We start from the raw sequence: 20769 nt of genomic DNA on the forward strand, positions 1-20769 counted from the left end.
GCGGACGTCATGTCACCTACTGCGCAGGAAGTTGTCGAGGAGGCCATCGAGCAGAGGCCGATACCCGAGGCCAAGAAATGGGCGGCGGAGGCGCTCGGCACATTCATCCTGGTCATGGGCGGTGTCGGTACCGCGGTGCTGGCCGGCGAGCGAGTCGGCGCGCTCGGGGTGGCCTTGGCCTTCGGCCTCACGCTGATGTTCCTGGTCTATGCCATCGGGCCGATCTCGGGATGTCATGTGAATCCGGCGGTGACCATCGGGCAGCTGCTGATGGGGCGGCTGTCCACGGTCAGCGCGGTCGGCTACATCATCTCCCAGCTGATCGGCGCGTTTCTGTCCGGTCTGGTGCTGTTCGCCATCGCGAAGAACCTGCCCGCCTACGACCGCGCGGTCGATGGGCTCGGCGCCAACGGCTGGGGCGAGCACAGTCCGTCGGCGGTGACGGGACCGCTCGGGCAGATCGTGGTGCAGAACGGCTACGGGATGGCGGCGATGATCATCGTCGAAGTGATGCTGACCGCGCTGCTGGTATTCGTGGTGCTGGCCTCCACCGACCAGATCTCCGACGTCCCGCTGGCGGGCTTGTCCATCGGTGTCACCCTTGCGGTCATCCACCTGATTTCCATCCCGGTCGACAACACCTCGGTCAACCCGGCCCGCAGCCTCGGCGTCGCCCCCTATCAGGACGGCGCCATGGCGCAGTCCTGGGCATTCGTGGTGTTCCCGCTGATCGGCGGCTGCCTGGGCGCCCTCATCTACGGCATGCTGTTCGGCCGCTCCCGCGACATGATCAGCTGACTCGCAGGTATCAATAGACCCTGCGCCGGCCGCATATCGGCGCGGGGTCTATTGCTGTTGCGTCAGCTCCAGTTGTATTCGATGACCAGACGATGGGCGACCAGGTCGAAGGTCTTGCGCGGCAAGATCGCGCCTTCGCGGCGAATTCCCGCCTCGGGGACGTCGAGCACCCGGTCCAGCCGGACCCAGCTCGGGCGGCCCTCGTGATCCCAGCTGCCACCGCCGATACCGACCCAGTCCCGATCGTGGGCACGCATCGGGTTCGACGACAGCATCAGGCCGAGCAGCGTCCGGCGGTCGCGCCCGACGACGAGCACCGGACGGTCCTTGCCGTTGGCCGGGTCCTCCTCGAACGGCACCCAGGTCCACACGATCTCGCCCGGGTCGGCGCGGCCGTCCAGATGGGGGGAGTAGACGATCTGGCGGGCGCGGTGGGCCGTGGGCACCGGTGTGGAGGCGGCCGGGCGGACGGGCACGCTCGCCGAACGGCGCGGCGGCGCCAGCGATCCGACGGCCCGTTCCAGCAGCGTGGAACGCTGCAACTTGCCGACCAGCTTCGGCGCCTGAGACTTGACGATCTTGGGTCCCTGCTCCTTCGCGATGAGGCCGAGCTGCTTGCCGAGAGAGTTCCAACTGCGGGCCATTACTGGAATATAACGGCGACCCGTCGTGATCACATCTGTACCGAGCCGGTGCGCGACCCCGCCCAGAGCCGTCGTCGATCACCGTGTGGCCGCCCGGAATTCCCGCAATGCACGGGCCAGCGGAGGGCACCGGACCCTGCGCATGGGACGATGGGGCGCAGTTCGCCGATACCCGAATGAGGAGTGGAGTGCCCGCCAGCTTCGCCGACACGACGTTCACCGATCCGTCGCGGATCCGGAACTTCTGCATCATCGCGCACATCGACCACGGCAAGTCGACGCTGGCCGATCGGATGCTGCAACTGACCGGGGTGGTCGAGGAGCGGCAGATGCGCGCTCAGTACCTGGACCGGATGGACATCGAGCGCGAACGCGGCATCACCATCAAGGCCCAGAACGTGCGGCTGCCGTGGACCCCGCGCACCGGTGAGCACGCGGGCACCGACTTTGTGCTGCACCTCATCGACACACCCGGCCACGTCGACTTCACCTATGAGGTCTCGCGTGCGCTGGAAGCCTGTGAGGGCGCGATCCTGCTGGTGGACGCCGCGCAGGGCATCGAGGCGCAGACCCTCGCCAACCTGTACCTGGCGATGGACAAGGATCTGACGGTCATCCCGGTGCTGAACAAGATCGATCTGCCCGCCGCCGACCCGGACCGCTACGCGGCCGAGCTGGCCCACATCGTCGGCTGCGAGCCGTCGGACGTGCTGCGGGTCTCCGGTAAGACCGGTGCCGGCGTGACCGAACTGCTCGACGAGGTGATCGCCCAGATCCCGGCGCCGCAGGGCGACGCCGACGCCCCGGCGCGCGCGATGATCTTCGACTCGGTCTATGACACCTACCGCGGTGTGGTGACCTACATCCGTGTGGTGGACGGCAAGCTCACCCCGCGCGAGAAGATCAAGATGATGTCCACCGGCGCGACGCACGAGCTGCTCGAGATCGGCATCGTCTCGCCCGAACCCAAGCCCACACAGGGCCTCGGCGTCGGCGAGGTCGGCTATCTGATCACCGGTGTGAAGGATGTGCGCCAGTCGAAGGTCGGCGATACCGTCACCTCGGCCCGTGGCGGCGCCACCGAACCGCTCACCGGATACCGGGAACCGCGGCCGATGGTCTACTCGGGCCTGTATCCGGTCGACGGCTCCGACTACCCGGATCTGCGTGACGCCCTGGAGAAGCTCCAGCTCAACGACGCCGCGCTGACCTACACCCCGGAAACCTCGGTGGCGCTCGGGTTCGGTTTCCGCTGCGGCTTCCTCGGGCTGCTGCACATGGAGATCACCCGTGAGCGGTTACAGCGCGAATTCGACCTGGACCTGATCTCGACCGCACCCAACGTGGTGTACCGGGTGGAGATGGAGGACGGCAGTGAGCAGGTCGTCACCAACCCGTCGTACTGGCCCGAGGGCAAGGTGCGTCACGTGTTCGAGCCGGTGGTCAAGTGCACCGTCATCTCGCCGAGCGAGTTCATCGGTTCGATCATGGAGCTGTGCCAGGCCCGGCGCGGTGAACTCGGCGGCATGGACTACCTGTCGGAGACCCGCGTCGAGCTGCGCTACACGCTGCCGATGGCCGAGATCATCTTCGACTTCTTCGATTCGCTGAAGTCGCGTACCCGCGGCTATGCCAGCCTCGATTACGAAGAGGCGGGCGAGCAGGAGTCGAACCTGGTGAAGGTGGATATCCTGCTGCAGGGCGAGGCAGTCGACGCGTTCAGTGCCATCGTGCACCGTGACGCCGCGCAGGCCTACGGCAACAAGATGACCAACAAACTGCGCGAGTTGATTCCGCGTCAGCAGTTCGAGGTGCCGATCCAGGCCGCCATCGGTTCGAAAATCATTGCCCGCGAGAATATCCGCGCCATCCGCAAGGACGTGCTCGCCAAGTGCTACGGCGGCGACATCAGCCGTAAGCGCAAGCTGCTGGAGAAGCAGAAGGAAGGCAAGAAGCGGATGAAGACCATCGGCAGGGTCGAGGTTCCGCAGGAGGCCTTCGTCGCGGCGCTGTCGTCGGATGCGCAGTCGGATAAGCCGAAAGACAAGAAATAGCGCGCGATCTCGGGTCTGATCAGGGATAATGGCGCGCCGGCCTGGGCCGGTGACGCCACCCGATAACTGGGGGCTGTGGCAATTTGCGCGGCGTTGTTAACTTTTTCAGCGTCCCGGAGGATGTGACAGCTGGGTTCCGCACAAATATGGTGGTACCTGATCTTCACTCTCGGTCGGTCCGGCGCGGTGAGGATGCTGGATAGACCTGAGAGTGGAGTTTCGGATGACGCGTGACCTGCCCTTCGACGGCGACTTCGATGCCGACGAGCGTGGCGGCGACACTGCCTACCGTGTAGCGAGCGGGGTCGCGCGAGTAGCCAGAGGTGGCGCCTACGTCACCGGCGGCGCACTGGTGGCCGCCAACGGTGGTGGAGTTCCGGCGCAGCCGGGTAACGAACACCACCTCGACAGCTGGAATGCCGGCTGGGCGCGCAACACCGATCCCGACCCCGATGTGCCGAGCCCGGTACTCACTTTCCCGGATCCGGAACCCGGTGATTTCGCTCCGAGCCCGATCGCCGACCAGACGCCCGAACCCGACGCCCCGGGCGTCGATCCATGGGTCACCATGCCGCTGCCGCGGCTCGATGGTGGCATGGGCAGTGGCGGTGGCGGGACCGACGCGGGCTTCGAGCTGCCGTCGCTGCCCGGCAACGGGTCCGACGGTATGCGGATTCCCGGTTCGAACGGTGAAGGTGTCCCCGGCCTCGGTGGTATCCCCGGTTCGAACGGTGACGGTGTGCCCGGTATCGGCGGCATCCCCGGTTCGAACGGCGAGGGCGTTCCCGGCTTCAGCGGTATCCCCGGCGCGAGCGGCGAGGGGGTCCCCGGATTCGGTGGAATCCCCGGTGCCGGTGGGCAACCGAACGGTATCGGCCTGCCGGGCACCGGCGGGGGTGGTCTGGAGGAACCGGGCGGCCAAGGATTCGGTCTGCCGGGCCATGGGCTCGGTCAAGCCGGGCACGGCTTCGGTCTGCCTGGCACCAACGGTTTCGTCGCGCCGGGCTCGGACCCGTTCGGGTTGCCGGGCACGTCGCCGGTGGCGCAGAACGGGACCACGGCTCCTGGCGCGGGGGATCCGTTCGACGGTGTCGGCAACGGTGACAGCCTCGGTGTGTTCCTCGGTACTTCACTCAGCGTCGATTTCGGAATCGGGCCGGACGGGATCTACCTGACCACCGCGATGGAGGTCGACTTCGGCGTCGGCAATGTGGGCGATCAGCTCGACGAGTACACCGACTGGCTCGCCGACGGCATGCGAGTGCCGGACGGTTCGCATTCCGGTGTCGAAGCGGGCGAAGCCGGCGGCGCTCATCAGGGCCTGGTCGGCGGCGTCACCATGCCGCAGGCGGCCGGCGCGAGTTCGGCCGCGGCCACCGGTGCCTCGGCAGGCCATTCCGCACCCCACACCGCGACGCACTCGGCTCCGGTGGCCCCCGCGGCTCCGGCCCCGATCGCTCCCACCGCGCCTGCCCCGGCGCCCGCACCGGTGGCGCCTGCCGCCTCGGTAGCGCCCGCCGCGATCGCTCCCGTTCCGGCGGCGGTCGCGCCCGCGGCGGTGGCTCCGGTCGCGGTCGCGCAGCCGGTGGTGGCGACGCCATTGCAGACCACGATCCAACCCGACGCCGCGACGTCCCCGATCGCGAATGTGATCGCGCCGCCGCCGGGTCCGTCTCCGCTCACCGCGCCCGCCGCAGCGGTTCCCGCGATCTTCGAGCGTTCCGTGCCCGCCGAGCGGCCCGGGTCCACCGGTACCGGTATCGACGATCCGGCACAGACGACGGACACCACCACACCCGGCGTGCCGACCACAGTCACGTCGACGGTGCCGACTCCGAGCACGCCGGGCGGTACCACCTCGCCGGGCTCGAGCACGTCCACGCCCGACGTGAGCGTCACCAAGCTGCCGGGGGTGCCCGGTACGACCCGGCCGGGCGGCTCGACCACCGACGATCCGATCACCAAGACGCCGGGTGGGAGCGCCACTGGTCCGAGCACCCGCCCGACCACCTCGGATCCGGACGACGACGTGACCACTCCAGGGAACTCCGGTGGCGCCACCACCCGTCCGCAGACGACCGACGCGCCGGAGCCGACCACCCGGCCGCAGCCGACGGTCGATACTCCGACCACGGCGGACCTGCCCTCGACGGTGAACCAGCCGACCGCGGACGTTCCCACCGCCGACGTTCCCACTGCGGACGTTCCCACCGCGGACGTTCCGACGGTCACCGCGCCGCGGCCGACGGCGCCGACCTACGATCCGCCGACCCAGGCGCCGACGGTCGATATCCAGCCGAACAACCCGGCTCCAACGTTAAAACCTCAGGTCGGGGTCAAGCCGATCGCCGATTACGACACCGGACATCACGATCCGGCGCTGTTCGCGGCGGCCTCCCTCGCCGATCACGGCCCGCTCGGCCTGGCCGGCGGTGAGCTGAGCGGTGCGTTGATGCCGGAGACGACCATGGCGCAAACCCATCATGTGGTGGCGCACGCGGACCCCGCCATGATGTGACCGGCTCGAACCGGGACGGGTTGACGGCGCTCCTGGGCGTCATGATCGAATGAAGGCCGACAGCGTGCGAGAGATTCTTCGACGCCAGCGACGATAGTGAGGAGCAGGGTTGTCTGCCGCAGCCGGACTGGAGGCCGCGACGGTGAAACATCCGGACGCCATGGCCCCGCTCATCCGGATCACCGACGAACTGCGGGAGCTGACCCGATCCGCCGGCCGCGACGATCTCGGCGGCCGGCTGAGCATGGTCCGGGCCAGGGTGAACGATCCGCGGGTGCGGCTCGTGGTGGTCGGTGACGCCAAGAGCGGTATGAGCAGCCTGGTCAACGCCCTGGTCGGTGCGAAGGTCAGCGCGACCGATATCCCGATCGGTGTTCCGGTCATCATCGAGCACGGTCCGGAGCCGACCGCCACTCTGGTGCGTTCGGTGGGTGGCGGCCGGATCGAACGTCAGCCCGTCGACCCGCTCGACCCGGCGCCCGCGCTCAATGCCAAGGGCGTCATCCGGGCCGAGTTCACGCAGCCCAGCCCGCTGCTGGCCGAGGGTGTGGTGCTGATGGATGCGCCCGGTGCGACCCGCGAGGACAACACCACCTGGTCGATGATCGCCGCCGCCGACGCGGTGCTCTACGTCGGTGACGCCGCCGCCGAGCTGACGCCCGAGCAGATCGGCCATTTGCAGCGCATCCAGCAGATCTGCCCGACGGTGGTCTGCGTGCTGAACAAGATCGACGTGCACGCCCACTGGGCGCACACCCAGCAGCGCAACCGCGATCTGCTCGACGCCGCAGGTCTGGGTTTCGCGGTCGCGCCGGTGTCGGCCGAGATGCATCGGCAGGCCGGTCTGGTGGGCAACTATCAGCGCGATATCGAATCCGGGTTGCCGCAGCTGGTCGATCATCTGCGCGACTTCATCGTCAACCGGGCCGATGAGGTGGCCATCGAGGCCGCGGCGGGCGATATCCGCCTGGTCTGTGACCATCTGGCGACGTCGCTGCGCACCGAGGCGGAGACGTTGCGCGACCCGCGCCGTCGTTCGGAGATCACCGCACAGTTGGCCGCGGCCCGCGACGAGGCCGATCAGCTGCGTCAGCGCACCGCGAACTGGCAGATCACCCTGGCCGACGGCAGCACCGAGCTGATGGCCGATATCGAGCACGATCTGCGGCACCGGCTGCGCAGCCTGGTCCGTGATGCCGAGGCCGAGATCGCCCAGACCGATCCGGCGCGGCGCTGGAGCGATTTCGGCACCGACCTCGACGCGCGCATCTGCGAGGCCGTCGAAGAGAACTTCGTCATGGCCCACTACCGCTCGGTAGAACTGTCGGAGCAGGTGGCGGCGAAGTTCCCGGCCGATCACCGCGCCCCGCCGCTGCCGGATGTGCGGCTGGAGAATCCGGGCGACGTCCTCGAGCATGTGGCGCCGCTCGAGCCGCTGGAGAGCGCGAAGACGAGCGTGACCCAGCAGTTCCTCTCGGCGCTGCGTGGCTCCTACGGCGGCATCCTGATGGTCGGGCTGGCCACAAGTTTGCTCGGAATGTCGCTGGTGAACTGGTATTCCGCCGGTGCGGGTGTGCTGCTCGGTATCAACGCACTGTGGGATGACCGCCGCGCACGCAAGCAGCGCCGCCAGGCCGAGGCCAAGGTCGCCGTCGCCCGGTTGATGGACGATGTCGTCTTCCAAGTCGGCAAGGAGTCAAGGAACCGCTTGCGCGCGACCCAGCGTTCACTGCGCGACCATTTCACCGAAATCGCCACCGACGTCCTGCGCAGTGCCGACGAAGCGCTGCGGGTCGCCGAGGAGGCGGGGGAGAAGTACGGCGATCGCGGCCGTGATCGGCTCGATCGCATCGATGCCGATATGGCGACGTTGCGTGCGGTGCGTGAACGCGCAGACGGGTTGATCCCCGCCGCCTGATCCGTCAGGGGCCGGAGGCGGTAGCGGAGCGTCACCACGCAGGGCCCCGGATCGGGCGTAGACCAGCACCGCCTGATCCGTCAGCTGGAGGCACCGCTCACCCGTGCTGGGTGGCGGGAGTGTGCGCGGGCACGAAGCGGCCTGCGTCGCTGGCTTCCTCGGCCCGGATCACGTGGGTGACCGCGTTGATCAGGGCCAGATGGGTGAACGCCTGCGGGAAATTGCCCAGATGGCGGCCGCTGTGCGGTTCGATCTCCTCGGCGTAGAGCCGCAGTGGGCTGGCGTAGCCGAGCAGCCGTTCACACATCTGGCGGGCGCGGTGGAGCTCACCGATCTCCACCAGCGCCGACACCAGCCAGAACGAACAGATGGTGAAGGTGCCCTCGGCCCCGGACAGTCCGTCGTCGGTGGTTTCGGTGCGGTAGCGCAACACCAGGCCGTTCTCGGTGAGCCGGTCGGCGATGGCCAGGACGGTCGCGCGGATGCGATGATCGTCGGGCGGCAGGAAGCGGGTCAGCACCGCGAGCAGCAGGGACGCGTCGAGCGTGGTGCCGCCGTAGGTCTGGGTGAGCACCCCGTCGGCATCCACGCCATGGGTGAGCACGTCGTCCTTGATCTCTTCGGCGATGCCGTACCAGCGGCCGGCGATCTCCATCTCACCGTGTAGCTCGGCCAGTTTCGCCCCGCGATCCAGCGCCACCCAGCACATGATCTTCGACGAGGTGAAGTGCTGCGGGTCGCCGCGCACCTCCCAGATACCGCGGTCGGGTTCGCGCCAATGCCGGATGGCCGCGCCCACCTGACGCTCCAGCAGCGGCCACAGCGTCTCCGGCACATGCTGGCGGGATTTGACATGCAAGTACACCGAGTCGAGCATCGTGCCCCAGATATCGTGTTGATCCTGGTCGTAGGCGCCGTTACCGACGCGCACCGGTCGGGCGGAGTCGTAGCCGGACAGATGGTCGAGCGTAGTTTCGGTGAGCTTGCGTTCGCCGTCGAGCCCGTAGAGCACCTGCAGTGGAACGGGTTCGCCGTCGGCGCCGGTGGTCGCGTCGTTGAGGAAGGCGAAGAAGTCGTCGGCCTCGCGGTCGAGCCCGAGGGTGTACAGGCCCCACAGCGCGAAGGTGGAATCGCGCACCCAGCTGTAGCGGTAGTCCCAATTGCGTTCGCCGCCAGGTGTTTCCGGTAGAGATGTGGTAGCGGCGGCCATCAGCGCACCGGTCGGCGCGTACGTCAGTCCCTTGAGGGTGAGGGCGCTGCGCTGCAGGTAGCTGCGCCACGGGTGATCGGGGAACTTGCCGAGGGTGATCCATTGCCGCCAGCATTCGGCCGTCGTCCACATCTTTTGCGCCGCCTCGGCAAAGGTTTGCGGTGCGGGCAGCTCCGACCAGGTCAGCGCCACGTACACCTCATCACCCTCCTGCATCCGGGTGCGGGCGCGCGCTTCCCTGCCTTCCAGGCCGATGCGCAGATCGGTGGTCAGCACCAGCGTCGGACCCGAACTCGGGTCGGCGGCGCATTGGGCGGTGGCCTCCTCGTACACCTTGCCGGTGTACTCCCACAGCGCGGTCTCGCGGTGATAGTCGAAGGAGGGTTCGCAGCTCATCTCCAGTTCGACGGTGCCGCTGACGCATTTCACCGTGCGCAGCAACATGTGCTCGGCATCCCAGTCCATCGGGGTGCGCCGGTGGGTCTTGCTGCGCTGAAAGTTGTTGTGCCACGGCCCGAGAACCAGTGCGTCGCGCACGATCAGCCAGCCGGTGGCGGTCTGCCAGGTGGTTTCCAGGATCATGCCGCCCGGCAGGTAGCGGCGCGCCGCGGGCACATTGCGTCCATACGGCCCGATGCGGAAATGCCCGGCATTGCGGTCGAGCATGGCGCCGAACACGCTCGCCGAATCCGGTCGCGGCACACACATCCACTCGACGGAGCCGTTGCTTGCGATCAGGCAGTTGGTCTCGCAGTCGGACAGGAAGGCGTAGTCGTCGATCGGCGGGAAATTCGAGCGGCGCCGGGATTCGATGAGCGAATGCGCCGTCTGCTGGACGTCGTGATCCTCGGAGATCGCCATAACCTCATGATCACCCCGCACCTGCGGTGCGTCCACCGCACCGCGCCGGTGGAAGCGGCACCGACCGCCCTCACCGGCGCGAACGGTCTCAGATCCGGCGGATACGGGCCAGCCAGGCCGCGGTGTCGATAGGTCCCTCCTGCGGCAGTCCGAGGCGCGCGACCTCCTGGGCGACCACCTCGGTATTGCGGCCGCGATAGCGTGCTGGGCTGAGGTCTTCGATCTCCCAGCCATCGGTGAACGAATCCCGGATGATCGAGTCGCTGATCCGCGGTCCGAACCCAGGCTCGACATCCGAGAGCGCCAGGATGTGCACCAGCCCGCCGGGCGCGCAGATCGCGCGCAATCCGCGCACGTAGGCGGCCCTGGCCTCGGGATCGGTGCCGAAGACGTGGAACAGCGCGCTGTCCACGATCGTGTCGAAGGGCCCGAAATCGCCTTCCGGGCGATCGGCGATGGCCAGCACGTCTACCACCTCGAACCGTGCGTTCGGCGCGTCCTTGGCGGCCGCGTTGCGGCGGGCATAGTCGACCGCGCTGGGGGACAGATCGACGCCGAGCACGTCGTAGCCGAGTTTCGTCAGCAGAATGGTGTGTTCACCGGCACCGCTGCCGGGATCGAGGACCCGGCCGCTGATACCACCGGCGCGCTCCAGTTCGACGATCGCGGGCTGCGGTTCGCCGATCACCCAGGGAGCGGTGTCGTTGTCGTAGACGGTGTTCCAGAATTCCGCGGCTTGTGTCATACCACCAGCGTGCACTCTCAACCACGGTTCAGGTCAACGGTGCGCGCGGGTCGACCACGCAGGGCGGCACTCGGCGTGGATTACGCTGGTGATCGTGGATCGCATAGCGGGTTGGTGGGACGGCTTCGAACTGTGGGTGGCGGGTCTTCCGTTCATCCCGCAGTTCCTGGTGGTGCTGGTGGGCATGGTGCCGATCAGCTTCGCCCTCGCCTACCTGCTCGATCGCGCGCTGAAGCTCGTGCAGCATCGCGTGACACTCGCCCAGCATCGCGTCCGGGCCGGCCGCTATCGCTCCGCGCGGCTGGCGCAGGCCGCACCCGTGGAACCACTGGTCGAAACCCGCGAGCACGCGCAGAGCGGAGCCCGCTGATGCCTCGCTCCCGTGTTCAGCTGGCCCTGCTCGCCCTGCTCGTGCTGGTGCTCGTCGCCTGGTTCTTCACTCGCTGAACGAGCCGGCTTCACTCGCTGAACGAGTCCTCCCGCGCGTCGCTACCGCGGCGCCAGTCGGTGAGTCGTTTGCCGACCTTGGCGACGGTATCGCCGACCTCCTGGCCGACCGTGTTCACCGCCGCACCCATATCGCGGCCCATGGTGCGCACGGTGCGGATCAGCGGGTCCTCGGACTGGTCGAAGGAATCGCGGTAGCTGCGCGCCGCCTGCTTGATCTCTTCGCTGATCTTGGCGTCCTTGTCGTGCGCGCGGCGCGGGTAGTCGCCGCCGAGGATGCGCTCGTAGTCGCCGTTCTGGATCCAGCGCCGTAGTTCGGCTGCCCGCAGCACTGAGAACGGATGGCTCTGCAACTCGAGGTTCAGCAGCTTGAGCACCCCGTCACGCAGGTCACCGGACCGCTCGTAGTCATCGGCCTGCGCCAGGAACGCGCCGAGATTCATCTCCTCGACGCGGGCCCCACCGGCCAGCTTCATATGCACCCGTACCGAGGCCTCCACATCCTGCCCGCACAGCAGACCGGCCCGGTCGCCGGAGAGTTCGGATTTGCGGCTCCATTCCATCAGGGCTGCGACGATGGCCCGCAGCGCCCATCCGCCGATCGGCATCCACCCGATACCGTCGGCCATACGCAGCAGATGCATCAGCATCGTCCGGTAGACCGCGTGCCCCGACATCGCGTGGCCGAGTTCGTGCCCGATGGTGAAACGCATCTCCTCGTGGTCGAGCAGATCGACCAGTCCGGTGGTCAGCACGATGAACGGCTTGTCCATGCCGATGGTGAAGGCGTTCACCTGCGGGTTCTGCACCACGAACATCTCCGGCGTGGTGGGCGCGTCCAGGATCTCGACGCAGTCCTGGCGCAGCAGGTGCAAGGACCGGAACTGTCGTTCATCGACCCGGACCGCGGTCGCCAGATACATCAGCCGATACTGACGTTCACGCAGCAGCCCGGACAGGGTGCGCAGGACCAGGTCGAAGCCGCTCAGTGAGCGCAGCGCCACCAGTGCGGTGCGGTCGGCGGGGTGTTCCCAGGCGCGCGTGCTGATTTCGGGCAGCCGCGTGCGCAGGCGATCAGGGCTGGTCGTCATGGTTGTTTCCCCCGTCGATCTAGGATTCGTCGATTCGAATCGGCTCGAGTGCTCTGCTACAGTCTGCCGGGTGTCGTCGAGTGTTGTGCCGCAGGTCCGCCATGAATTGGCGTTGATCGCGGTCGGCTGCCTCGTCGTCGCGGATATTCACTGTCGGTGATCGGAATCCGGGCAGTTCTGCGCGTTCCCTCCTGGACTGGTGCGCACCTTTTTCGCAGCATTGCCCGAACCCAGCGGCCACATCCGGCCGGCAAAGTCGCGCCACTGCCACCTCTGCGGCAGGTCTTTCGTTCGATCCCGATGTGTTTCCGCCACTCGCGCCCGAAAAGCTCATGGCGGCCCCGAGAAAGGTCCATCCCATGTCACGCATCAGCCGGCTCACCACGCGCCGACGCCGCGCCGCCATCGCGCTCACCGCGATCGCGGCGTTCGCTCTCACCGCGTGCAGCGGTGGCGCCAGCGATTCGGTCGACGGTGAGGTCGCCGACGGCAGTGGCGGCACCATCAACCTGTTCGCCTACGCCGTGCCCAAGCCCGGCTTCGACAAGGTGATCCCCGCGTTCAACAAGACCGAGGCGGGCAAGGGAGTGCAGGTACAGCAGTCCTACGGCGCTTCCGGCGATCAGTCCCGCAAGGTCAAAGACGGCGCAGAGGCCGATGTGGTGAACTTCTCGGTCGAGCCCGACGTCACCCGCTTGGTGGACGCAGGCCTGGTCGATCAGAACTGGAATGCCGACGCCAACAAGGGGGTTCCGTTCGGGTCGGTCGTCGCGATCGTGGTCCGCGAAGGCAACCCGAAGGGCATCAAGACCTGGGACGACCTGCTGAAGCCCGGCGTCGAGGTAGTGACCCCGAACCCGTTCAGCTCCGGTTCGGCCAAGTGGAATCTGCTGGCGCCGTACGCGGCCAAGAGCGAGGGCGGCAAGAACCCGCAGGCGGGTCTGGACTACCTGTCGCAGCTGATCTCCCCCGAGCACATGCGGGTGCAGCCCAAATCCGGCCGCGACGCCACCGAGACGTTCCTGCAGGGCACCGGTGATGTGCTGCTGAGCTACGAGAACGAGGCGCTGTTCGTCGAACGCAACGGTGATCCGGTCGAGCACATCGTCCCGGCCGACACCTTCAAGATCGAGAACCCGGTCGCGGTGCTGAAGAGCAGCCAGAACCAGGAGAAGGCCGTCGCCTTCCGCGACTTCCTCTACACCCCTGAGGGGCAGCGCGCCTGGGCCGAGGCCGGCTTCCGTCCGGTCGATCCCGGCGTCGCCGCCGAATTCGCTTCGGACTTCCCGCAACCGGAGAAGCTGTACACGATCGCCGACCTCGGCGGGTGGAAGACGGTCGACGCCGAACTGTTCGCGCAGGGCACCGGCAAGATCGCCATCATCTACGACAACGCGACCAAGTAGTCGGGTGATCCGGCACACACGCGATACTCGACACCGTGACAGACAGTAGTAACAGCACCGGAACCGAACCCGCGTCCGGTTCCGGCGCCGCCACAGACCTGGGCAAACCCGCGGCCGCGGGATCGCGGGGACCGAACTGGTCGTGGCTGCGGGTGACGGGCTCGGTGGGCCCGCTCGGCATCGCTACCGCGGTGCTGTGGCTCAGCATCATCGTGCTGCTGCCACTGGCCGCGCTCACCGTCAGCGCCTTCGACGAGGGCTGGGCCGGTTTCTGGGACGCGGTCACCTCGCCGGTCGCGCTGGCCTCGCTGCGGGTCACCGTGTTCGTCTCGGTGATCGTCGCGCTGATCAACGTGGTGATGGGCACTCTCATCGCCTGGGTGCTCGTGCGTGACGATTTCCCGGGCAAGGGCGCCGTCAACGCGCTGATCGACCTGCCGTTCGCGCTGCCGACCATCGTGGCCAGCATCGTGCTGCTGTCGCTGTACGGCCCGGAGAGCCCGCTCGATATCCACCTCAATGCCACCCAGCCCGGTCTGGTGGTTGCGCTGGCGTTCGTCACCTTGCCGTTCGTGGTGCGGTCGGTGCAGCCGGTGCTGATCGAGGTGGACAAGGAAGTGGAGCAGGCCGCGCTCTCGCTTGGTGCGGACAACTGGACCACGTTCCGAAGCATCGTGCTGCCCACCCTGACCCCCGCCATCGTCAGCGGCGGTGGCCTCGCCTTCGCCCGCGCGCTCGGTGAGTACGGCTCGGTGGTGCTGATCGGCGGCAACATCCCACGCGAGACCCAGATGGCTTCGCAATACATTCAGCAGCAGATCGAGATCGACCGGCCGGTGGCCGCTGCCGCGATCTCGGTGGTGCTGCTGGCGATCGCGTTCGTCTCGCTGCTGGTGCTGCGGTTGTTCGCCGAGCGGACAGCCAGGAAAGAGCAGGAAGCGCGATGAAACTCTCGACTCCGGTCCGGCTGTCGTTGCGCGTGGTCGCGCTCGGGTATCTGTTCGTGCTGCTCGTGCTGCCGCTCGGGGTGATCCTGTTCCGGACTTTCGGCGACGGAATCGGTGCCTTCATCGATTCCATCAGCACGCCCGCCGCGATCTCGGCGTTCAACCTGTCGATCATCATCGTGGCGATCGTGGTCCCGGTGAACGTCGTGTTCGGCGTGGTCACCGCGATCGCGCTGGTGCGCGGCCGATTCCCCGGCCGCAGCCTGGTCCAGAGCATCGTGGATCTGCCGTTCGCGGCATCCCCGGTGGTGGTCGGTGTCGCGCTGATCATGTTGTGGGGTGCGGGCGGCTGGTTCGGTGGACTCGACTCCGCCGGATTCAAGGTGATCTTCGGGTTGCCCGGCATGGTCCTCGCGACGATCTTCGTGACGCTGCCGTTCGTCGTGCGCGAGGTCGAACCGGTCCTGCACGAGATCGGTGACGAGCAGGAGCAAGCCGCCGCGACGCTCGGCGCCTCGCGCTGGCAGACCTTCTGGCGGATCACCCTGCCCGCGATCCGCTGGGGCCTGACCTATGGCATCGTGCTCACGGTGGCCCGTTCGCTCGGCGAGTTCGGCGCGGTGATCATGGTGTCGTCGGGTTTCCCCGGAGTCTCACAGACCCTGACACTGCTGGTGCATGCCAGGTACATGGACGACCACAACACCTTCGGCGCCTACAGTGCCGCCACCCTGCTGATGGGCATCGCCCTGGTCGTCCTGCTGTTGATGACCCTTCTCGAACGCAAGCGGGGCAACAAATGATCGGCACTGCCGCGCGCAGGGCACCGATGTCGACTGCCGGAGGCAACCAATGATTACCGTGACCAACGCGCGCAAGAACTACGGTGCGTTCGCCGCGCTGGACGACGTCAGCATCGATATTCCCTCCGGTGAGCTGACCGCGCTGCTCGGTCCGTCCGGTTCGGGTAAGTCGACGCTGCTGCGGTCGATCGCCGGGCTGGAGACGCTGGACTCCGGGGTGGTGGTGATCTCCGATCGCGACGTCACCAGGGTGCCGCCGCAGAAGCGCGATATCGGCTTCGTCTTCCAGCATTACGCCGCGTTCAAGCACATGACCGTGCGCGACAACGTCGCCTTCGGGCTCAAGATCCGCAAACGGCCCAAGGCCGAGATCGCCAAGCGGGTCGACGAACTGCTCGGCATCGTCGGCCTGGACGGTTTCCAGCATCGGTATCCCGCGCAGTTGTCGGGTGGTCAGCGTCAGCGCATGGCGTTGGCGCGTGCCCTGGCCGTCGATCCGCAGGTGCTGCTGCTGGACGAGCCGTTCGGTGCCCTGGATGCCAAGGTGCGCGCCGATCTGCGCACCTGGCTGCGTCGTCTGCACGACGAAGTCCATGTGACCACCGTGCTGGTGACCCACGACCAGGAAGAGGCCCTCGATGTGGCCGACCGGATCGCGGTGATGAACGCCGGCCGCATCGAGCAAATCGGCTCGCCCGAGGACGTCTACGACCGGCCGGCCAACGAGTTCGTCATGTCCTTCCTCGGCGCGGTGGCCCGGCTCAACGGCCATCTCGTACGTCCGCACGACATCCGGGTCGGCCGCGATCCGAGCATGGCGATGGCCGAGCACGAGGGCACCGCGGAATCGGCGGGCGTCACCCGTGCGACGGTGGAGCGCGTTGTGCATCTCGGTTTCGAGGTGCGAGTGGAGATGCGCAATGCCGCCACCGGCGATCTGTTCGCGGCACAGGTGACCCGCGGCGACGCCGAAGCGCTTCGCCTGTCCGACGGTGAGACCGTCTACGCCCGGGCCACCCGCATTCCGGAATTGCCCACCAGCTGACCGCATCTCGGCGATCGGTGGTGACCGCACACCACCGTCGCCGAGTCTCGGCAGTGTCCGGCCGGCAAACCGGAGCAGGTCAATCGGCGTGTCCGCTCGTGGTCCGCGCGGCTGCCGTCGCGCGCTCCCGAACAGGTCAGCAGGGCTGGTGGGGGCACTACCGGCGGTCTCGTTCCCCATGGCGGGGGAGAGGCGATGGCGGACAACCTGGTGTCCGGTGGTTGGCACGCCGATCGCGCGATGATTGCCTGATGGGCGTTCGAAGCATGTCCGCTCGGCGATCAGGTGGAGTTCGATGGCGTTTGGTCTCGGATTGAGCATCGGCACGGTGAACACGGTTTCGGCAGTCGCGGAGGAGGATTCGGTGAAGGCGCCGCCGGGGCGACGCCGCCGGGCCACCCGGCCACCCGCCGTCACCCACCGCACCACCCTTACCTTCGACAGCACAGGTATGGCCCGGCTCGGCACGATTCCCCGGCACGGCCGGGTCGTCACCGAATTCGCGGACCTCACCCAGCGCGGCGCGACGGCCGCCCGCGTCGGCAATCGTGCCCTCGCACCCGCGGATCTGGTGGCGGTCGTCGCGGACTGCTTGATCGCGGAGATCCGCGACGACCCGCGCGCCACAGGCGACGACGCGGGCATCGCCCTCACCCACCCGGTCGGCTACACCGACGAGCAGGTGGGCACACTACGTACGGCGCTCGACGCGGCCGGGCTGGAACGAGTGTCGCTTGTGGCCGAGCCGGTGGCCGCCGCTGCCTGGCTGGAGGCCGAACACGGGCCGCTCATGCCGGGGCTGGCCCTGGTCTACGACCTCGGCGGTGCGAGCCTGGATGTGACGTTGGTGCGGGTCGGTGCAGGGTGCCCGGACAACCCGGTGATCGGCACCCTGCGTTCGCGTGACTTCGGCGGGCGCGCGTTCGGTGCGCTGGTGACCACACAGGCGGTGCGCGCAGAGTCCTCGCGTGATGATGAGGACGCAGGCGATCCGATGGGCGCGCGGGCACAGGATCGCGCGGGTGTATTGCGTAGCGAGCATGTGCGCGGCTCCTTGGAGCTGGTCTATCGATGCCTGCGTCAGGCTGATGTGACCATGGCCGACGTCGACCGGGTGCTGGTCGTGGGCGGGGCCGCACGACCGGCCGAGGTGGTGCGGGTGCTCGGCGAGGAACTGGCGCGCCCGGTGGTCACGGCGCCCGATCCCGAGCGCACCATCGCGTCCGGGGCCGCGATCATGGCCCGTCGCACGGTGATGCCCTCGGCGGAGGCCGGACGAAAGCGTGGTTCGGGCCCACGCGCATGGGAATTCTCCCGGCGCAAACTGCGTAGGAGTGCGCGGGTCGCGGTGGGGGCGGGAGTCTGCGCAGTGGCCGTGGCGTTGACGCTCACCGTCCCGGGTGATGCGGTACTCACGGCATTGTCGCAGTTCGGAGCGGGTTAAGCGGAGATAGAGCAGGTCCGGGTACGGCGGGAGTGCGGCGACGTCGACCCGCCGCCCGGACCGCGCCCGTGTTGACGTGGCTCACGGTTGGTGTAACTATTGGGAACAGTTAAAAGGTATTCCCGACCGAGAGGCAGTGACGACGATGTCCGCAGCCACCACGACACCTGATATCGACCCGGTAGTCGCGCAGGCCCAGGAGTACGCGCAGAAGTTGCTGCTGCTGTCGGAGGGCTCGGTGAACCGGCACTTCGATCCTTTCGAGGACATCGACTGGGACAACCCGGACTTCGACGCCGAGACCAAGCCCGAGCGCTGGATCCTGCCGCGGTCCGCTGATCCGCTGGGCCGCCACCCGTGGTACCTCGCGCTCACCGACGAGCAGAAGATCGCGGTCGGCAAGTATCGCCAGGCCAATGTGGCCAGGGTCGGTCTGCAGTTCGAGGCCATCCTCATCAGCGGCATGATGCAGCACGTCTTCGGTCTGCCCAACGGCTCGCCGGAATTCCGCTACTGCTCCCACGAGATGATCGAGGAGCACAACCACACCCTGATGTTCCAGGAGATGGTCAACCGCATCGGCCTCGACGTTCCGGGAATGGGCCCGCTGGTCCGCCAGTTCCGGCAGATCGTCGTCCCGGTTGCGGTGCTGTTCCCGAACTTGTTCTTCATGGCCGTGCTGGCCGGTGAAGAGCCGATCGACCACATCCAGAAGGACATCCTGCGCTCGGGCGAGGAAGTACACCCGATCATGCGCGGTGTGATGGCGATCCATGTCGCCGAAGAGGCGCGCCACATTTCCTTCGCGCACGAGTTCCTCAAGCAGCATGTGCCCGAGGCCAACGCCGCCAACCGCTTCGTACTCTCGATCGCGATGCCGATCGTCATGTGGATCCTCGGCCGCTCCATCGCGACCCCGCCGCGGGCGTTCTTCGACGAGTTCGACATCCCGGACTCGGTGCGCAAGGAACTGTTCTACGGTTCCAAGGAAGCCAAGCAGGTCTTCAGCGACTACTTCGCCGACGTCCGTTCGCTGGCCAAGGAAATCGGTCTGATGAACCCGATCTCCAAGCGTGTGTGGAAGCTGCTCGGTATCAACGGTCACTCGACCCGTTACCGCTCCGAGCCGCTGCGCGTGGTCGGCAAGGTCGCCTGAGGTACCCATGCCCTACGTTGTCACGCAGTCCTGCTGTAGCGACGCGTCCTGCGTCTACGCCTGCCCGGTCAACTGCATCCACCCCACGCCCGACGAGCCCGACTTCCGCACCGCGGAAATGCTCTACGTCGACCCGCAGGCGTGTGTGGACTGCGGCGCCTGCGCCTCGGCCTGCCCGGTCGACGCGATCACCTCGTCGAAGAAGTTGACCGAAGAGCAGAAGCCCTTCATCGAGATCAACGCCGATTTCTACCGGCAGTCCCGGCCGCGCCCGATCCTGGCGCAGCCGGTGCCCGCCCCGGAGATCCGCACCGAGCGCGAACCCCTGCGGGTGGCGATCGTCGGTTCCGGTCCCTCGGCCATGTACGCCGCCGACGAGCTGCTCACCCAGCCCGATGTCGCGGTGACCATGTTCGACCGGCTGCCGGTGCCCTACGGCCTGGCCCGTCACGGCGTCGCGCCCGACCACGCCAAGACTCGTCAGGTGAGTCAGCTCTTCGATGTGATGTCGGCCCAGCCCGGCTTCGGTTCGTACCTCAATGTCGAGGTGGGCAAGCACATCTCGCACGAGGAGCTGCTGGCTTACCACCACGCGGTGATCTACGCCGTCGGCGCGTCCTCCGATCGCAAGCTCGGTATCGCGGGCGAAGGACTGGCGGGCAATGTGTCGGCCACCGATTTCGTCGCCTGGTACAACGGCCATCCCGATCACGTCGGCCGCACCTTCGATCTCTCGCGCAAGCGCGCGGTGATCGTCGGTAACGGCAACGTCGCGCTGGATGTGGCTCGTATTCTGACCATCGACCCGGAGTCGCTGGTCGGCACCGACATCTCGCAGTATGCGCTGGATGCCCTGCGCGAGAGCCAGATCGAAGAGGTCGTCATTCTCGGTCGGCGCGGTGCGGCGGAGTCGGCGTTCACGGTGCCGGAGTTCGTCGGCCTGCTCGGTTCCGATATCGACATCGCCATCGAGGGCGAGCTGCCCGGGATCACCGATGACCTGCCCTACCAGGTGGAGCAGAAGCTGCGGCTGCTGCACAGCGTGCGCACCCGCCCGTTCGGGCAGCGCCGCCGAATCGTGTTCCGGTACCTGTCCTCGCCGACCGAGATTCTCGGCCCGGATCAGGTGACCGGTATCGAGGTGGTCCGCAACGAGCTGGTCGCCGACGGCGACGGCAATATGCGCGCGGTGCCGACCGAGCAGACCGAAAAGCTCGACGCCGGCCTGGTACTCACCTCGGTGGGTTACCGCGGGGTGCCGCTGCCTGGCCTGCCGTTCGACGAGCGGGCGGGCGTGATCCCGAACCTGGATGGTCGTGTTCTCGAACAGCCCGGTGGTTCGGTGCTGTCGGGCACCTACGTTACCGGCTGGATCAAGCGCGGTCCCACCGGTTTCATCGGTACCAACAAGTCCTGCGCCCAGCAGACGGTGCAGCAGCTGGCCGACGATTTCAACGCGGGCAGGCTGCGCGCGCCGTCGGGTGGTGCGGCCGGATTCGACCGCCTGGTGCGCAGCAGGCAGCCCGAATTGCGGCCCGGTGGCGCGGTATTGCGTCCGACCGGACCGGTTCGGCGCCTGCTCAACCGGATCTGAGTCCGTACTGACAATCGCGCCGGAGTCGTGGACTCCGGCGCGATTGTCGTGTGTGAAGCCCGGATCCCACCGGATCTCGGCAGGCCAC

17 protein-coding genes are annotated in these 20769 nt (G+C 67.5%); 13 read left to right on the forward strand and 4 right to left on the reverse strand.

Annotation, left to right across the window (positions count from 1 at the left end):
• The first annotated feature begins 9 nt into the window (after positions 1–9).
• A complete protein-coding gene (locus ACFXNW_RS21005) occupies positions 10–798 on the forward strand; it encodes an aquaporin (protein ID WP_379419397.1) in 789 nt (262 codons plus the stop codon).
• 62 nt (positions 799–860) lie between these two features.
• Here ACFXNW_RS21005 and ACFXNW_RS21010 read toward each other — a convergent pair whose 3' ends face one another.
• Positions 861–1442 (reverse strand): type II toxin-antitoxin system PemK/MazF family toxin, encoded by a 582-nt coding sequence (locus ACFXNW_RS21010; protein WP_379419398.1) that lies wholly within the window; start codon positions 1440–1442, stop codon positions 861–863.
• Between the two features lie 176 nt (positions 1443–1618).
• Between ACFXNW_RS21010 and lepA the strand changes: the two genes are divergently transcribed.
• The 3 genes from lepA (at position 1619) to ACFXNW_RS21025 (ending at position 7932) form a co-directional block, all read left to right on the forward strand.
• The gene (gene lepA / locus ACFXNW_RS21015; protein WP_379419399.1) at positions 1619–3496 is read left to right on the forward strand and encodes a translation elongation factor 4; all 1878 of its coding nucleotides are present in this window, start codon (positions 1619–1621) and stop codon (positions 3494–3496) included.
• Between the two features lie 223 nt (positions 3497–3719).
• Entirely contained in the window at positions 3720–6014 is a 2295-nt protein-coding gene (locus ACFXNW_RS21020; protein ID WP_379419400.1) for a hypothetical protein, read from the forward strand.
• Positions 6015–6123: 109 nt separating this feature from the next.
• Entirely contained in the window at positions 6124–7932 is a 1809-nt protein-coding gene (locus ACFXNW_RS21025) for a dynamin family protein (protein WP_379419401.1), read from the forward strand.
• A gap of 97 nt (positions 7933–8029) precedes the next feature.
• Here ACFXNW_RS21025 and ACFXNW_RS21030 read toward each other — a convergent pair whose 3' ends face one another.
• Positions 8030–10003: a glycoside hydrolase family 15 protein gene (locus tag ACFXNW_RS21030; protein WP_379419402.1), complete on the reverse strand. Its 1974-nt coding sequence runs from the start codon at positions 10001–10003 to the stop codon at positions 8030–8032.
• Positions 10004–10091: 88 nt separating this feature from the next.
• Positions 10092–10748 (reverse strand): class I SAM-dependent methyltransferase, encoded by a 657-nt coding sequence (locus ACFXNW_RS21035; RefSeq protein ID WP_379419403.1) that lies wholly within the window; start codon positions 10746–10748, stop codon positions 10092–10094.
• A gap of 94 nt (positions 10749–10842) precedes the next feature.
• Between ACFXNW_RS21035 and ACFXNW_RS21040 the strand changes: the two genes are divergently transcribed.
• Positions 10843–11118 carry a hypothetical protein gene (locus tag ACFXNW_RS21040; RefSeq protein ID WP_379419404.1) on the forward strand — a complete coding sequence of 92 codons (276 nt, stop codon included), beginning with the start codon at positions 10843–10845 and terminating at the stop codon, positions 11116–11118.
• A gap of 88 nt (positions 11119–11206) precedes the next feature.
• Here ACFXNW_RS21040 and ACFXNW_RS21045 read toward each other — a convergent pair whose 3' ends face one another.
• The gene (locus ACFXNW_RS21045; protein WP_379419405.1) at positions 11207–12286 is read right to left on the reverse strand and encodes a M48 family metallopeptidase; all 1080 of its coding nucleotides are present in this window, start codon (positions 12284–12286) and stop codon (positions 11207–11209) included.
• 70 nt (positions 12287–12356) lie between these two features.
• Between ACFXNW_RS21045 and ACFXNW_RS21050 the strand changes: the two genes are divergently transcribed.
• From ACFXNW_RS21050 to ACFXNW_RS21085, 8 genes are all read left to right on the forward strand, one after another.
• On the forward strand, positions 12357–12446 hold the full coding sequence (locus ACFXNW_RS21050) for an Ms4533A family Cys-rich leader peptide (RefSeq protein WP_324192512.1): 90 nt from the start codon (positions 12357–12359) through the stop codon (positions 12444–12446).
• A 199-nt stretch (positions 12447–12645) separates the two neighbouring features.
• Positions 12646–13692: a sulfate ABC transporter substrate-binding protein gene (locus ACFXNW_RS21055; RefSeq protein ID WP_379419406.1), complete on the forward strand. Its 1047-nt coding sequence runs from the start codon at positions 12646–12648 to the stop codon at positions 13690–13692.
• A gap of 98 nt (positions 13693–13790) precedes the next feature.
• Positions 13791–14639: a sulfate ABC transporter permease subunit CysT gene (cysT, locus tag ACFXNW_RS21060; RefSeq protein WP_379419471.1), complete on the forward strand. Its 849-nt coding sequence runs from the start codon at positions 13791–13793 to the stop codon at positions 14637–14639.
• Complete coding sequence (cysW, locus tag ACFXNW_RS21065; protein WP_379419407.1) at positions 14636–15442, forward strand: sulfate ABC transporter permease subunit CysW; 807 nt, start codon at positions 14636–14638, stop codon at positions 15440–15442. The genes cysT and cysW overlap by 4 nt, the downstream gene beginning before the upstream one ends.
• Positions 15443–15491: 49 nt before the next feature.
• The gene (locus ACFXNW_RS21070) at positions 15492–16487 is read left to right on the forward strand and encodes a sulfate/molybdate ABC transporter ATP-binding protein (protein WP_379419408.1); all 996 of its coding nucleotides are present in this window, start codon (positions 15492–15494) and stop codon (positions 16485–16487) included.
• Positions 16488–16782: 295 nt separating this feature from the next.
• Positions 16783–17931, forward strand: coding sequence for an Hsp70 family protein (locus ACFXNW_RS21075; protein ID WP_379419409.1), 1149 nt, complete (start codon positions 16783–16785; stop codon positions 17929–17931).
• A gap of 145 nt (positions 17932–18076) precedes the next feature.
• Entirely contained in the window at positions 18077–19087 is a 1011-nt protein-coding gene (locus tag ACFXNW_RS21080) for a diiron oxygenase (protein WP_379419410.1), read from the forward strand.
• Positions 19088–19094: 7 nt separating this feature from the next.
• Positions 19095–20681, forward strand: coding sequence for an FAD-dependent oxidoreductase (locus ACFXNW_RS21085; RefSeq protein ID WP_379419411.1), 1587 nt, complete (start codon positions 19095–19097; stop codon positions 20679–20681).
• Positions 20682–20769: the final 88 nt, after the last annotated feature.

It is taken from the genome of Nocardia sp. NPDC059180 (genome assembly GCF_042754945.1).
Lineage (GTDB): Bacteria > Actinomycetota > Actinomycetes > Mycobacteriales > Mycobacteriaceae > Nocardia.